The sequence below is a fragment of the Bacillaceae bacterium S4-13-56 genome, assembly GCA_040191315.1.
Lineage (GTDB): Bacteria > Bacillota > Bacilli > Bacillales > JAWJLM01 > JAWJLM01.
Map to the genome: position 1 here is coordinate 1 of JAWJLM010000052.1, position 15,089 is coordinate 15,089.

A 15,089-nucleotide genomic window follows, 5' to 3' on the forward strand; every position below is an offset into this window, starting at 1 on the left:
TAGCAAAAAGTGTTCATTTTCACTTGACGGTTACACCCTTCAACGATAAGCCAAGTTTTTCTAATTTCGATGCTATGAAACACAATATTCGCTTTACCTTTATTTTTTCGGTAATATTGATATAAATTTTAAGTTAGAAAGGGTGGTACCATGTCATCAATTATATCTACTGTGGAGGAATTTCAGAACATACAAAAATCTACTCCGAATTTTTTCCTATTAAAACATAGTTTAACTTGCCCAATCAGTGCTGAAGGTAAGAAGCAATATAATTCATTTTCAGAAACAACTAATGTTCCAACATATATCCTTCATGTACAAGAAGCACGTCCACTATCGAACTATATTTCAGAAACTTTTCAAGTTAAGCATGAATCACCTCAAGTCCTCTTATTTCACAATAGTGAAGTGGCTTGGAATACTTCCCATTGGGATATTACAGTGAGTCACCTCGCAAAAGCCCTAGCTTCACTAGAAGAAAACCAGCAGTAGCTAAATGCTCTGCTGGTTTTTTGGTGTCTCCCAACGAATCTCCAAATGATCTCCTGGTACTATATGATCATAAAATGTTGCGGGTTTATCATTTTTTCTCACTACATATGTTTTTTTTGTATTTGTATTAATGTCTAATTCAACAAATCTAAAGATATCTTGAAAGATAAAAGGATTTTCCTGTTTCTCTTTAACTATTAGCTCATCATGTCTTTGTATAGTGGAAGCAAATGAAAGCTTTTCCCCATTTCTGTAAACTTCCTTCATATCCTGTGATAGCACAATCCATTTACCATTAAACATTACTTTGATTTCTTTTGTTACATTTTCACTTAAATAAGCGAGGAGATCTTTTAGTGTAAAGGGTGCATTCTTTATCCACTCCAGTCGATCATTGGACTGAATCGTTGAAGAGAGGGAACACTCTATGCCATTCTTATAAATGGAATAAGGACGATAAGGAAGTTTTATAGGTTTTCCTTTCCAAATAACGGTGAAGGGTTCAAGTTGTTCCTTTGAAAAGAATAGCTGAGAAACATGTAGTGCATCTTCAACGGTTATTTTAGCCTTCCAAGAGATAACATCCCTATCTTGTATCACATATGTCATTTTTGCCGCAGCATCATTAACCTTCACCTTCGGCTCCATTGTGTAAAGCTTCTGATTTATGGCAATAGGGAAGTTTGCTCCTTCCCCAATAAGCTCTTGTAAAGTAATAGAAGGGGATAGGCCGTCTTCCCCAGGTGTAACTACTATTTCATCTCCATGTTGGATCATGTCTTCAAGCGATGTTTCCAATCCATTTTTAAGTATACATGGAGCAGTGCCGTATCCTCCTGGAAGCGTGATTGATTTTCCATTAATTGTTATTATTTTTGCCATCCCAGGTTTTCCAAATAATTTTTTCATTTCGATCCCAGTAGCTAGTAGGCAATCTCCGACAGTTAATTGCTTCATATCAAACATCCGGATGGTTCGGTCGTTTACCTTCACACTAATATAGTGAACTGGATTTTGATTGGCCGCTATAGCAATCCCTATTGGCGTAACAAAAGATGGTCCCATAGGTAGGTTGTCGGTCTTTTTTAGGGTTGATATGGCATCAATGGAGCGGATTGCCACACGATTGATTGGCAAATCAAATTTCTCGGCTAACTTTCTGGGTAATTCTGGAGTCAAACTTCCTCCACCAACTAACATGATAGCTTTTGGAGCTCTTTTGTTTAAATGTAAAATTTCATGGTAAATAGAGTCTACTAATTTATCGATGGCGTATTCAATTTGGCTAACCATTTCTTTATAGGATACTTCATTTTCAAATCCTAAAATGTCATGTATGAAAACATTGTTCATAGATGAAAGATCACGTTTGGCTTGCTCTGCTAATGGAAAATCTAGCAAAAATTGATCACTAACGGCTTCTGTTATCTCATCCCCAGCCATAGGAACCATCCCGTAGGCGGAGACAGTACCTTGATCTGTTAAAGCAATATCACTAGTTCCAGCTCCTATGTCCACTAAGGCTACATTTAATCTCCTCATGGATGTAGGTATAAGGACATTAATAGCTGCTATAGGTTCTAAAGTAAGAGCTTCCATCTCTAAATCTGCTCTTTGCAAGGCTGACAAGAGCGACTCCACCACTACTTTCGGAAGAAAGGTTGCAATAATTTCTAGGGTAGCCTCTGTACCTTGTTGGTCGATTAAGGAGCCAATGTCCTCGCCATCTAATTGATAGTGAAGGACAGAGTATCCTACACAGTAATAGTGAGTGCTCTTTTTATCATGACTATCCTTAGCAAGTTCATATTGCGCTTTCTGAACCGCTTCTAGCTCTAGAAATAATATATCTTCTTTTCCCATAATGGGTTGATTCTCAATAGACTTACTTACTTTGACTTGCTTCGTTTTTAGAGCTCGTCCGGCAGCTGCTACACAAACTTTCTTTAAGGGGCCGTGTTTTTCTTCAAGAGTTTTTTTAACATGGGATATGACTTCGGAAACTGACAAGACATCATGAATTTGCCCGTCCAGCATAGATCTTTCTTTGTGCTCCTGACTACACATATCGATGATTTCATATTGATCATCAATTTTTTTCATAATAAGTCCTACTACTGAACGCGTTCCTATATCTAATGCAAAGATTTGATCGTCCATTTAGTTTCTCCCCTTTATATTCCTTAAACAATGTATGTTTGTTATTATAATTGAAACAGCAAGCATTGATTATCTATATTTTAAAAATTCATAAAAAATAATAACCTTTATTGATGACATTCGTATCAATATTCGCTATAATAATCCCTAATTATTAAAAAATGTACCATATTTCTATGATTCTATAAACAGTTTATGGAGGGATTTAGTTGACACAGGATCAATTAGAAGCGTTGCGGAAGGATCTAGACGAGGTTAATCTTGAGTTATTAGAGCTAATTAGTAAACGAGGAGAGATCGTAAAACAAATTGGACAAGTAAAGGACAAGCAGGGGATGTTCCGTTTTGATCCTGTACGTGAAAGAAAAATGCTGGATATGATTACTGCTCAAAATAAGGGACCATTTGAGAAGAGCACCATTGAGCACTTGTTTAAGGAAATCTTTAAAGCAGCTCTTGAGCTTCAAGAAGATGATCATAGCAAAGCACTTTTAGTATCTAGGAAGAAAAAACCAGAGGATACAATTGTAAACATAAAAGGAGTAGAAGTTGGGAACGGCAAGCCTCATTTCGTTATGGGACCGTGTGCGGTAGAAAGTTATGAGCAAGTGGCACAAGTAGCGGAGGCAGTGAAGAAACAAGGAATTAAACTATTTAGAGGGGGAGCCTTTAAACCAAGAACTTCTCCATATGACTTCCAGGGTTTAGGTTTAGAAGGTCTCCAAATTTTGAAACGAGTGGCTGATGAATATGATTTAGCTGTTATTAGTGAAATAGTAAACCCTGCTGATATTGAAAAAGCAGTGGATTATATCGATGTGATTCAAATTGGTGCACGTAATATGCAAAACTTTGAACTGTTAAAGGCAGCTGGATCTGTAAACAAGCCTGTTCTTTTGAAGAGAGGCCTTGCAGCTACCATTTCAGAATTTATTAATGCAGCAGAATATATCATATCACGTGGAAATGAAAATATTATTTTGTGTGAGCGTGGCATCCGTACTTATGAAAGAGCTACGAGAAATACATTAGATATTTCCGCTGTCCCTATTTTAAAAATGGAAACGCATCTTCCCGTATTTGTTGATGTTACTCACTCAACGGGACGCAGAGATTTACTCCTTCCTGCAGCAAAGGCAGGACTTGCCATCGGAGCAGATGGAATTATGGCAGAAGTTCATCCCGATCCATCAGTTGCTTTATCCGATTCAGCCCAACAAATGGATATTCCAATGTTTAATGATTTTATGAATTCACTATATGATTTTATTAAATAAGGATGTAAAGTTATGGGGGAATCACATTACAGTGGTTCCCTCTTTTATGTGATGAAAATTTTGTTACTAAAATATTACAAACAACGACAATGATTGCGGTTACGAAAATAGTATCGTATGATAACAGTAATAATAAGGAATAGCAATGTTCGATATGAAATGGAGGATAAATAAAATGAATATCACAATATATGATGTAGCGAGAGAAGCGAATGTTTCAATGGCAACTGTATCCAGAGTTGTCAATGGGAACCCTAATGTGAAACCTGCTACAAGAAAGAAAGTATCGGAAGTTATCGAGCGACTTGGGTATCGACCAAATGCAGTAGCCCGAGGATTAGCAAGTAAAAAAACAACAACAGTGGGGGTTATTATCCCAGATATTTCTAGTGTGTTTTTTGCAGAACTTGCAAGAGGAATTGAAGATATTGCAACCATGTATAAATATAATATTATTTTGGCCAACTCAGATCAAAACAAGGAAAAGGAATTACATCTGATAAATACAATGCTTGGAAAACAAGTAGACGGCTTAATTTTTATGGGTGGAAGTATATCAGAAGAGCATATAACTAGCTTTAAAACTTCTCAAGTACCAATTGTCTTAGCTGCTACGCTGGATGATTCTAAAGAAATTTCAACTGTAAACATTAATTATGAACGTGCGGCGTATGATGCAGTAAAATACCTAGTAGAAAATGGAAATAAGAAGATTGGTTTTATAACAGGTCCTATAGAAACTGCTATAGATAATGAAAAGTATAAAGGATATCAGACGGCCTTACATGAAGCATCTATTGAAGTGGACGAAGAATTGATTATTCAAGGAGATTACTCGTATGATTCAGGCATGGAAGCAGTTGATCAATTTTTCAATTTAACAAACCCTCCAACGGCCATTTTTGTATCATCAGACGAAATGGCGCTTGGGGTCATTCATGGTGTTCAAGATCGTGGTTTATCTGTCCCACAGGATGTAGAAGTTGTAGGATTTGATAATACAAGATTAGCCACCATGGTTCGTCCAACACTATCTACTATCGTTCAGCCAATGTATGATATTGGAGCAGTTAGCATGAGACTATTAACTAAGTATATGAATAAAGAGCAGGTAGATGAAACAAAAGTAGTTCTTCCACATCGTTTTGTAGAAAGAGACTCAACAAAATAATCCATTATGCCGATAAAGAGATAGACAACAAATTGTAGGTTTGGAGAGAGTAGGATGAAAACAAGGGATATACTGACACCAATCGGCATTATTTTAGGCTTTGCCATGATCTTTTTCGGAATTTTCACTAGTGGGAATGGTGTAGGGGGAATAACCTCTTTCATACAAATTTCCTCTGTATTAATCGTTTTTGGAGGATTAGGAGCTGCCATGCTCATTAATTTCAATTTAGATGAAATCAAATTGACCGGTCGTGTACTCAAAGAAGCCTTTAGTAAAAATGATCTAAATCTAACTCAACTCATCTCTCTTTTTGTCCACCTTTCGGAAAAGGCAAGAAGAGAAGGTCTCTTGGCACTTGAAACAGAAATTGAAGATGTGGAGGACCCTTTTATAAAAAAAGGGATCCTGCTAGCAGTTGATGGAATTGAACCAGACGTAATTAACGACATTATGAGTGCGGAAGTTTTTGCGATGGAGGATCGTCATATCAGGGGACGAGCAATTCTGGAAAAGGCTGGAGAATATGCACCTGCATGGGGAATGATCGGTACATTAATTGGTCTCGTTCTTATGCTTAATAATCTACAGGATCCAAGTACATTAGGACCAAATATGGCAGTCGCTCTTCTAACTACTTTTTACGGTTCAGTTTTAGCGAACCTAGTGTTTATACCTATGGCAGGAAAATTAGCAAATAAGACTGAAGAAGAGATTTTTATGAGGAAAATCATAATAGAGGGTATTATTGGTGTTCAATCAGGGCAAAACCCTAAGATTCTTGAAGAAAAACTAAGTGCTTTCCTCTCTAAGAAAACAAAAGAGGAAGATGTTCAAGAAGAAATCATTGGGGAAATGGAAAATGAATAACCGTAGGAGAAAAACAGGAGATAAGGGTGCACCAAGGTGGATGGTCACCTTTTCCGATTTAATGACGCTCATTTTAGTATTTTTTATCCTTCTTTTTTCAATGTCACAAATTGATATCGTGAAGTTCCAGGCTGTTGCAGACTCATTTCGTGATCGGGTTGTGTTTGATTTCTATCCTTCGTTGGTCCCTATGGAAAATCCTGCAGAAGGAGAGAACGATCCGAAAGATAACATGCCTGAAGATCAATCTCCTAAAAAAGATTCAGAAGAACCAGATGATTCACAGGATCAATCGGAAGATCAGATGGAAGAGCTTATGTATGAAGTTCAAAGTTTCTTAACCCAAAGTGGCCTAGATGATGTTGCTTCAGCTAATCGAACAGAGCGGGGGATTGTTTTGATCCTTCAGGAGCAAGTGTTGTTTGATTCAGGAAGAGCAGACATTAAGAAGGGGGCAGAATCCTTTCTTCAAAAGGTAGGTAATTTAATTACTCAAATACCCAATGATATTAAAGTAGAAGGTCACGCAGATAATCGTCCAATGTCGTCTAATTTATATCCTTCCAATTGGGAGCTTTCAAGTGCGAGGGCGAGTAATGTAGTTAGATATTTTACAGAGAATCTAGCCATTGAAGATCATCGCTTCTCGATTGCGGCATATAGCGATACAAGGCCTATCGCTAAGAACGATACCCCAGAAAATATGGCTAAGAATCGAAGGGTAGAAATCATTATTTTAGATCCAGATTATATGAATTGAAAAACCGACCAGTGATCATTAAGATCAAGAGGTCGGTTTTTGTTTAATCTGATTATAATTATCGATAAACTGAAGAGATTTTTCAAGGGCATTTCTATTTTTTTCTGTAATCTCTGGCTCTCTAGGGATTGGTTTATAAATAGAGGGAGCATCCTCCCATGTTGTAGGTAGCGTGACAGGAGATTGATTTTGCCAATATTTCATCCAACTCTGCGGTAGCAAACCACTTCCTAATGACTGATGACTCATCACTCTCCATATTTGAGCCCAAGCTCTTGGAACGACTCTCCAAATATCATAGCCTCCCCCTCCAAGTGCAATCCAACGTCCTTCACAATATTCGTGGGCCAACTCGTGAGCAACTTTCGGGATCGCATCATAGATTTCCATTGTTGTACAAAGATGGGTGAGTGGATCGTAGACGTGGGCATCTGCTCCATTTTGGGTAATTAAGACATCTGGTTTAAAGTATTCTATGATTTTTCGAAGGCCTGTTTTGTAGACTTCTAAAAATGATTTATTTTCTGTAAAGGCATCGATTGGAATATTAAATGATGTCCCATACCCATCTTTAACGCCTCTTTCGTTTACATTTCCTGTGCCAGGGAATAGATATCTTCCAGTCTCATGAATGGAAAAGGTGCAGACATTAGGGTCATCGTAAAACGCCCATTGTACTCCATCTCCATGATGTGCATCTGTATCAACATATAAAACCCGATAATTATACTTTTTTCGAATATATTGAATGGCTACAGCCCCATCATTATAGATACAAAAACCAGAAGCTTTTCTTTGAAATCCATGATGAAGACCACCACCAAGGTTTAAAGAGTGATCATAGGGACCGTTAAGTACAGAATCAACAGCAGCAAGTGTTCCACCAACCAAAAGAGAGGAGGCCTCGTGCATATTTGTAAACATGGGTGTGTCCTCTGTGCCTAAACCAAATTCAAAAGCTTCGTCTTCAGATAACTCGCCTCGTCCAGCCTTTTTTACTGCTTCTATGTAGATTGGTTGATGGACAAGGGCAAGTTCATCATCAGTTGCCATTCTTGGTGGAAGGATATCCTGATCACGAATAGCATTCGATTTTCTAAGGAGGTCCAGAGTAATATCTACACGGAGTTGATTAAAAGGATGATCTGAGCTAAAACGATAGTCCCTATAGTTCGACGAATAGATAAAGGCAGCATTATTTACATTCATTAGTCAACCCCCGGAATACTTGGCCATAGAATTTCATAGCCGGCATTCGTAAGGTCATCCAGGATCGGAAGGGGATTCATCGTCTGGACTCGAAAAACCAAAATTTTAGACCATTCATCTTCAGGGTCCGGATAGACCAATACAGAAGTTATATTTACTTTTCTCTTACCAAATACTTTAGTGACCTCGGGCAACATCCCAGGTTTATTTCTAACTCTGACCTCAATTTGAGAGCTCTGGACATGAACGCCAGTCAATTGAATTAAGGTATATAACATATCCTTCTCTGTAATGATTCCAACCAACTTTTCGTCTTTGGTTACAGGCACACAAGCAATTTCATATTCATAAAAGATAGAAGCTATTTCCTCAACAAAATCCAGAGGATGAACAGTAATTACCGGAGAGGTCATAATGGATCTTAGGGTATTCTTAAGCTCATTCTTGGATGACTCAAGATCAAAAATAGATGGACTGGCATCTCTTACATCTCGGTCTGAAACAATTCCAATTACATGATTCTCATCATCTACGATTGGAATATGTCTGATATGATGTTCCTGAAGTAGTTTGAGGGCTGTTTCTATTGTTTCTTCTGGAGGAAGCTTAATAACCTCTTTTTTCATAACTTTTTCAACAAGCACTAGAATCACTCCTTTGGTTAAGAATAACGAGATCTTCCTAAAAAGCGAAGTTCATTAAATTTATCAATAGTCTCCTGATCGACATTCGAGCCAATTCTCACCATTAAACAGTTGGCGGGATGGGAGATGATTTCTGGATCATCAGTTGGAGCAGGCACAAGACCACCTGCACCCATCATCCGCTCCATCACGTTACGGTATTCCCATACAGAGAGCTGAGTCCCAGTTAAATCCCAATGCCAATAATATTCTGTGGAAATGATAATATAATTTTCCATGGCTGGATCTATCATAGATAACTTAAGCAAGTTAGAACCAACTTTAGCGCCTCGGTATGCAGGGATTACTTCAATAGCCCCTAACTCTAGTAATCGTTCAAGTTTAAATACGGACCATCTCTCTAAGGGATCTGGATAAAGATAAGTTACATAGCCAACAATCGTATCTTCCGTTCTAGCTACAATAATTCTGCCTTCTTCTAATTCAGCAATTTCCTTTAAGGCTTGAAATTGTTTATCTGCAGGCCGAAAAGCTATTAATTTCTCGTGGAAATAGTAATGAGAGAGTTGCTCCGATGATAGGGGACCTTCAATAACTATATCCTCTATTGAGGTTGGAATTTTAATGGAATGAAAAGTTTTAGGATGTTTCATTCTTTCACCACCTTTTTTCTTATCCCTATTATACATTGAAAAGGAAAGACATCCTAGGTAAGATTCTAAACATTCTCTGACATAAGGAATTTTAAGGATTATATCTAGTTAGGTGCACCAACCCATATTAGGTAAGCAACCTACTTACGCGACCGAGTGTATACACGAAAAAAGATGATTCCTCACAAGAGAGAAATCATCTTTTAAATTTTCTGGATTAATTACTTTTGTCCCATCGATTATGATTTAATTTTCAATATTGGGAGGAGGAATTTGTGTATCGCCGTCTCCATCACCTTCTTCTGGGGGGCTAGGTTCCTCAGGATTATCCCCACCGTTGTCATCATTACCACCGTTTCCGTTCCCATTACCGTCTCCTTCTGGAGGATCGTCAGGTTCTTCGTCTTTTGGAGGCTCTTTTCCAACCACTGAAGAGTAACCCGATTCATTACCAAGATAGTCAACAGCAACGATTACGAATTGTTGATTAGGATTTTGGATTTTTAACTCCGTTCCCTTTGTGCTACCTATAACGGAATAAGTTTCACTTGATTTTGTATATACACGATATCCAATTACATCTTCTGCTGGAGATGCATTCCAAGTAATCATATCTCCATTCATTTTTACACTTGTAGGAGCAGAAGGCACTTTTCCATCATCAGGTATATTTTCTGTGGATGGTAAAGCAATTTTAGCCCATGACCCTTCCCTAGTAGGGAACAGCTCATTCATATTTTCTAGCTTATCGTAACCTTTCTCTTTTAAAAATTCAGGATTTAAATAGATTCCTTCTTCTGTAAACTCAGGTGGAGTATTTTCACTCGCCACATATGTGTTTTCACCAATAGTAACTACTCTTGTTTCTAAAAGACTATTATCTTGTTCCGTTGGGACAAATTTGGCGTTATATAAATCACTTTGTACTAATCCAAGTTCCTCACATAATGGACTTGGTGATAATCCGGAAACTGCACAGTAAGATCTCCTTGCAAGCCCACCTGGTTGACGGAATCGCTCATTTGTCACAATCTTTTCAGGGTGAATATCCGAAACTGCATTAACCATTTCTGCCCATAACATGGCTCTTCTTGTGCTATAATGAACTCCATTGTAATACTCGTCCAACTTTTTCGGTGTGTCATACCCTGTCCATGTAGCCAAAGTAACATTTGGGTTAGTTGCAACAAACCAAACATTTTCCCTGTTACTAGATGTTCCTGACTTTCCAGCCCAATCTACATTTGTGTATTTTAAGTAGCGATTAGCTGCGGCCCCTGTACCGTATTCAATTACATCACGCATCATATCTACAGTGAGGTAAGCTGTTTGTTCTGTAAATACATCTATAGCTTCTGTCTGATGTTCATAAATAATGTTACCTTCCCGGTCCTTGATTTCTTCAATGATGTAGCCTTCTACATATTTACCCATATTTCCGAAAGTTGCATAAGCATTAGTAAGATCTTCGATTGTAATGCCTCCAGCACCTTGTCCTAAAGCTGAGGATAAAAGCTGCTCATGGTCCTCGGAAAATTGATCAATCCCCATTTTTCTAATAAACTGTCCAGGACTTTTATCGATTATCTGACTATAAACAACTGCTGCTGGAATATTGTGAGAATGGGCTAAAGCATTTCGAACAGATGTTAAACCATGAGTTCTTAAATCTACGTTTTTAGGGCTCCATAGTTTCCCGGTTCCATCATTAAAGTCTGTTTTAACATCAGCTATTACTGAACCAGGTTGCACCACACCAAACTCCATAGCAGGAGCATACACAAGAAGTGGTTTCATGGTACTTCCAATATCACGCTCAGCATTGGTTGCATGATTAAACTGACTCTTTTCGAAATCTCTTCCCCCAACAAAACCTAATATCTTTCCGGTGTTGTTTTCAATTAACATACTACCAACTTCGACAGATTCTAATTTGCTATCGACTACTTCCCCAGTTTTTGGGTCAATAATATTTTCTCTTTTTTCAGGTCCATATAAGGTATAATTCTGCGCTACTTGCTGCATCGTATCATAAATATCCTTATTGATTGTTGTGTGGATTTCATACCCGTTTTGATGTAAATTTCGTTTTGCTAGAATCAAATACTGCTCACGTAATTCTTCATTTGTATCTAGGTCCTCTTCGGAATAACCGTCCTTTTTAGCCAGAACAACGCTTAGAACCTCAGTTGAACGTTTTTCAATTTCATCAGTTAACCAAGGATAATTATCTTTAGGTGTTGGTTTAGGTTCTGCAAAATCTGAAACAATATCATAGTTTAGTGCTTCATCATACTCTTTTTGAGTAATATATCCCGCATCTAACATACGGCTTAATACTGTCTTCATACGATCCAACCCAGGTTCTAACCCAGCTTCATCTTTTAATGTTTTTTGATTGGTAAAAGGAGTATAGTAAAAAGGGCTTTGAGGTAAACCAGCGATATACGCAGCTTGTGCAAGATTTAGATCCTTTGGCTCCACATCAAAAATTCCTGTTGCTGCTGCCTTAATCCCTGCAACATTTTGTCCTGAAGAGTTTCTTCCATATGGAATTACATTAAGATAGGCTTCCAAAATCTCATCTTTTTCGAAAAATTGTTCCAATCGAAGGGCGAGCAAAATTTCTTTTGCCTTTCTTTCAAAGGAGACTTCATTTGTTAAAATTTGATTTTTTATTAATTGCTGAGTTAAGGTACTTCCTCCAGATTTCACAGAAGAATTGGTAGCTTCCTGAAATAAAGCACGCAAGATAGCTTTAGGAACAACACCATAATGCTCATTAAAATATTCATCCTCTGTAGCAATAACTGCATTTTTAAGGTGCTCAGAAACATCCTCGAGTTTAATTTCTTCTCGATATAAATCAGATCGGAGCTGACCTAAGTAAATCCCATCTGCAAAATACACATCTGTAGTTTCTTCGTAATTGTAAATACTTTTTCTCATATCTTCTGGACTTCGTAATGGCTCGTCTTTCACAAGGGAGGCAAAATATCCCGAACCAACCCCAAGTCCGAAAAATCCACCAATAAGACCTAAGATAATAAAAAATAAGATCACATTCCACAATACATCATAGGATATTCTTGAATATTTTTGAATTTTGCCCATTTTCCAGGCATTGAATAATTTATCCTTAAATGTACCGTTTTCACGGTTATTTTTCATGATGATTCCCTCCTACAATTCACAATCAGTATTATAGCATATCTATAAGTCAGGAGACATTATCAATCTATTGATTAAGATATAGATTGCATTTTTTATTAACATATGCTTAAATATAGTTTAATCAAAAATAGTAAATGCTTTGAAGAGATGAAGTAGTCTAATTACTCCCTATACCAGAGAGCTGACGGTAGGTGCAAGTCAGTTATAAAGTAATTTGATGAATTACGTCTTAGAGCAGCTCTTATTTGGGCCGGCAAATTGTCGTTATATAATGAAGTGGCACTTATAGTGCAACAAGGGTGGTACCGCGAGTGAATTGAATCCTCGTCCCTTTCTGGGATGAAGGATTTTTTTGTGTTCTTAAAAATTGAAAGGAGCTAGAAGAATGGACATTATAAAGGATCTAAAGAAAAGAGGACTTGTTCATCAAATTACTGATGAAGAAGGATTGAGACAACAATTAAATAACGGGCCTGTTACTTTATACTGTGGGTTTGATCCGACGGCAGACAGTTTACACGTAGGGAATTTGCTTGCTATTTTGACATTAAAAAGATTTCAAGTGGCAGGGCATCGTCCCATTGCTCTAGTAGGTGGAGGAACTGGTTTAATAGGAGACCCTAGTGGTCGTTCAAGTGAACGTTCACTTAATGAGGACAATGTAGTAGAAGAATGGGCAAATAAAATTAAAGAACAACTATCAAAGCTCCTTGATTTTTCTGATAAGGAAAATGGAGCAAAACTTGTTAATAACTACGACTGGTTATCTGGTATGAGAGTCATCGAATTTTTACGAGATGTGGGTAAGCATTTTGGAGTCAACTATATGCTGGCTAAGGAATCTGTGGAAGCTCGTATTGAAAGAGGGATTTCTTTTACAGAATTTAGTTATATGATCCTTCAATCTTGGGATTTCTTAAACCTGTACCGTGAGCATGGTTGTTCTCTACAAATTGGGGGAAGTGACCAATGGGGGAATATTACCGCTGGATTAGAGTTAATCCGTAAGACAAATGCAACAGAAGAAGATAAGGCATTTGGGTTAACGATTCCTTTAATTACAAAAGCGGATGGAACAAAATTCGGAAAAACAGCAGGTGGAGCTATTTGGCTTGACCCAGAAAAGACAACTCCTTATGAATTTTATCAGTTTTGGATCAACGCAGATGATCGTGATGTATTACGATTCCTTCACTTTTTCACTTTCTTATCAGAAGAAGAAATGGCTATATTAGAAAAGCAAGTGGAGGAGCGTCCTGAAGAGCGCGCGGCTCAAAAACGCTTAGCTGAAGAAGTAACTCGTTTGGTTCATGGGGAAGAAGCACTTGCACAAGCAAAGAAAATCACTGAATCTCTATTTAGTGGGAATCTAGCTGATTTAACAGCTTCTGATATCCGTGTAGGATTTAAGGATGTTCCATCAGTTAAAATTGAGGATTCTGAAATGAATTTAGTGGATTTACTAGTTGAATCAAAGATTGTTTCCTCCAAACGTCAAGCTCGTGAAGATATCCAAAATGGCGCTATCTACATTAATGGAGAAAGAAACCAAGATTTTCAGCATGTTTGGAATGATGGAGATCGAATTGAAGGTATGTATACCATTATTCGGAGAGGGAAGAAAAAGTACTTCTTAATCGAACATTAGGATTCGATCTTTAGGAAGATTTGGTATACTACATTTATTACTGCGGATTGATTCAAAATATCTCTAACAAAACCAAGTAAGCCTAAATTTTATAATTCAAATTTAGGCTTACTTGGTTTCTTATATAGAATACATAACATAATTGAGGAGAGTAAAATATGATTGAATCTAAGCTTCTTAAAACCGAAGTGTTATTTTTTCAATACTCATTCCTATAAATGGTACAGATACTATTTGAGTAACATTATTTCTTATATCAAAGGCAAAAGCTGTATCCCCTCCATCAGAACCAAATAAAACTAATTCTTTTGCAAATTCATTAACACCATATGCTTCATTTAACTCAATGATTTCATCGATTGCCTATAAGATTAAAAATCCCCCCCACACTACCCTCAGCACCATTTGAATTAGAAATAAATTCAACATAATCATTTGGAAAAGCAACATTTAGTTGCGACTCAATTTCTTTAACCTTATTTTTGTTTACTGGGGGATTTAATTCTAAACCATAAGCTAGGGGGATTTTTCGCATTTGATAATCCCGTAAAGAAAATCAATTAAAAAAGTAAACAATCGAAACGGTTATGACCATCCATAATCCCAAGGAACAAGGAAGCCATATAGGTATCATCCCCAAGAAAAGGTTTCAATGTCAAAAGTAGATAGCCGAAAACTCCAGTAAAGGCAAGGAAAAAGCTGCTTCCGATGAAGGCCACTTTAAGACAACCATTCTTAGCCCCCCACCCACGCTTGATGGAAAACAATCCACATACCATGAAGCAAGCTTCACCAACAAGGATGAATAATTTAATGTTTTATTTTCATGGAAGTAATCCCCCCCAACTCAAGTTTTAAGTGAAACGAAAAGAGTAGGTGGGGGTATTTCTGTCCGAAAATGTCCGATTGGTTCTAGGGCATTTAGGTCATACCCTTGAGGCTAACAATCAGTGGGGGACGGCCACTGATTGAAGTTTCACTTTATTTAATACATGATAAAGTAATAGTGATAAAAAAAGCCTACCTCCACT

Annotated in this window: 12 protein-coding genes and 1 other annotated feature; of the genes, 6 read left to right on the plus strand and 6 right to left on the minus strand. The window is 37.4% G+C overall.

What is annotated here, in order from left to right:
- The first annotated feature begins 150 nt into the window (after positions 1-150).
- Complete coding sequence (ytxJ, locus tag RZN25_13410; GenBank protein ID MEQ6377812.1) at positions 151-492, plus strand: bacillithiol system redox-active protein YtxJ; 342 nt, start codon at positions 151-153, stop codon at positions 490-492.
- On the opposite strand, the gene pilM is transcribed toward ytxJ, so the two are convergent.
- Positions 493-2,652 carry a pilus assembly protein PilM gene (gene pilM / locus RZN25_13415; GenBank protein MEQ6377813.1) on the minus strand — a complete coding sequence of 720 codons (2,160 nt, stop codon included), beginning with the start codon at positions 2,650-2,652 and terminating at the stop codon, positions 493-495. It abuts the gene before it with no gap.
- Positions 2,653-2,861: 209 nt separating this feature from the next.
- Between pilM and RZN25_13420 the strand changes: the two genes are divergently transcribed.
- The 4 genes from RZN25_13420 (at position 2,862) to motS (ending at position 6,730) form a co-directional block, all read left to right on the plus strand.
- The gene (locus RZN25_13420; protein ID MEQ6377814.1) at positions 2,862-3,929 is read left to right on the plus strand and encodes a bifunctional 3-deoxy-7-phosphoheptulonate synthase/chorismate mutase; all 1,068 of its coding nucleotides are present in this window, start codon (positions 2,862-2,864) and stop codon (positions 3,927-3,929) included.
- Between the two features lie 175 nt (positions 3,930-4,104).
- Complete coding sequence (ccpA, locus tag RZN25_13425; GenBank protein ID MEQ6377815.1) at positions 4,105-5,100, plus strand: catabolite control protein A; 996 nt, start codon at positions 4,105-4,107, stop codon at positions 5,098-5,100.
- 54 nt (positions 5,101-5,154) lie between these two features.
- Complete coding sequence (motP, locus tag RZN25_13430; GenBank protein MEQ6377816.1) at positions 5,155-5,970, plus strand: flagellar motor protein MotP; 816 nt, start codon at positions 5,155-5,157, stop codon at positions 5,968-5,970.
- Positions 5,963-6,730, plus strand: coding sequence for a flagellar motor protein MotS (motS, locus tag RZN25_13435; protein ID MEQ6377817.1), 768 nt, complete (start codon positions 5,963-5,965; stop codon positions 6,728-6,730). Before motP ends, motS begins: the two co-directional genes overlap by 8 nt.
- Positions 6,731-6,754: 24 nt before the next feature.
- Here motS and RZN25_13440 read toward each other — a convergent pair whose 3' ends face one another.
- The 4 genes from RZN25_13440 to RZN25_13455 form a co-directional block, all read right to left on the minus strand.
- Complete coding sequence (locus RZN25_13440; protein MEQ6377818.1) at positions 6,755-7,939, minus strand: acetoin utilization protein AcuC; 1,185 nt, start codon at positions 7,937-7,939, stop codon at positions 6,755-6,757.
- On the minus strand, positions 7,939-8,583 hold the full coding sequence (locus tag RZN25_13445) for an acetoin utilization AcuB family protein (GenBank protein ID MEQ6377819.1): 645 nt from the start codon (positions 8,581-8,583) through the stop codon (positions 7,939-7,941). The genes RZN25_13440 and RZN25_13445 overlap by 1 nt, the downstream gene beginning before the upstream one ends.
- A gap of 17 nt (positions 8,584-8,600) precedes the next feature.
- A complete protein-coding gene (locus RZN25_13450) occupies positions 8,601-9,236 on the minus strand; it encodes a GNAT family N-acetyltransferase (protein MEQ6377820.1) in 636 nt (211 codons plus the stop codon).
- Between the two features lie 246 nt (positions 9,237-9,482).
- Positions 9,483-12,407: a transglycosylase domain-containing protein gene (locus RZN25_13455; protein ID MEQ6377821.1), complete on the minus strand. Its 2,925-nt coding sequence runs from the start codon at positions 12,405-12,407 to the stop codon at positions 9,483-9,485.
- Positions 12,408-12,540: 133 nt separating this feature from the next.
- Positions 12,541-12,745, plus strand: a binding site (T-box leader).
- Between the two features lie 50 nt (positions 12,746-12,795).
- On the opposite strand from RZN25_13455, the gene tyrS reads away from it, so the two are divergent.
- Positions 12,796-14,058: a tyrosine--tRNA ligase gene (gene tyrS / locus RZN25_13460; protein MEQ6377822.1), complete on the plus strand. Its 1,263-nt coding sequence runs from the start codon at positions 12,796-12,798 to the stop codon at positions 14,056-14,058.
- Between the two features lie 352 nt (positions 14,059-14,410).
- Here tyrS and RZN25_13465 read toward each other — a convergent pair whose 3' ends face one another.
- Entirely contained in the window at positions 14,411-14,593 is a 183-nt protein-coding gene (locus RZN25_13465) for an SMI1/KNR4 family protein (GenBank protein ID MEQ6377823.1), read from the minus strand.
- Between the last annotated feature and the right edge of the window lie 496 nt (positions 14,594-15,089).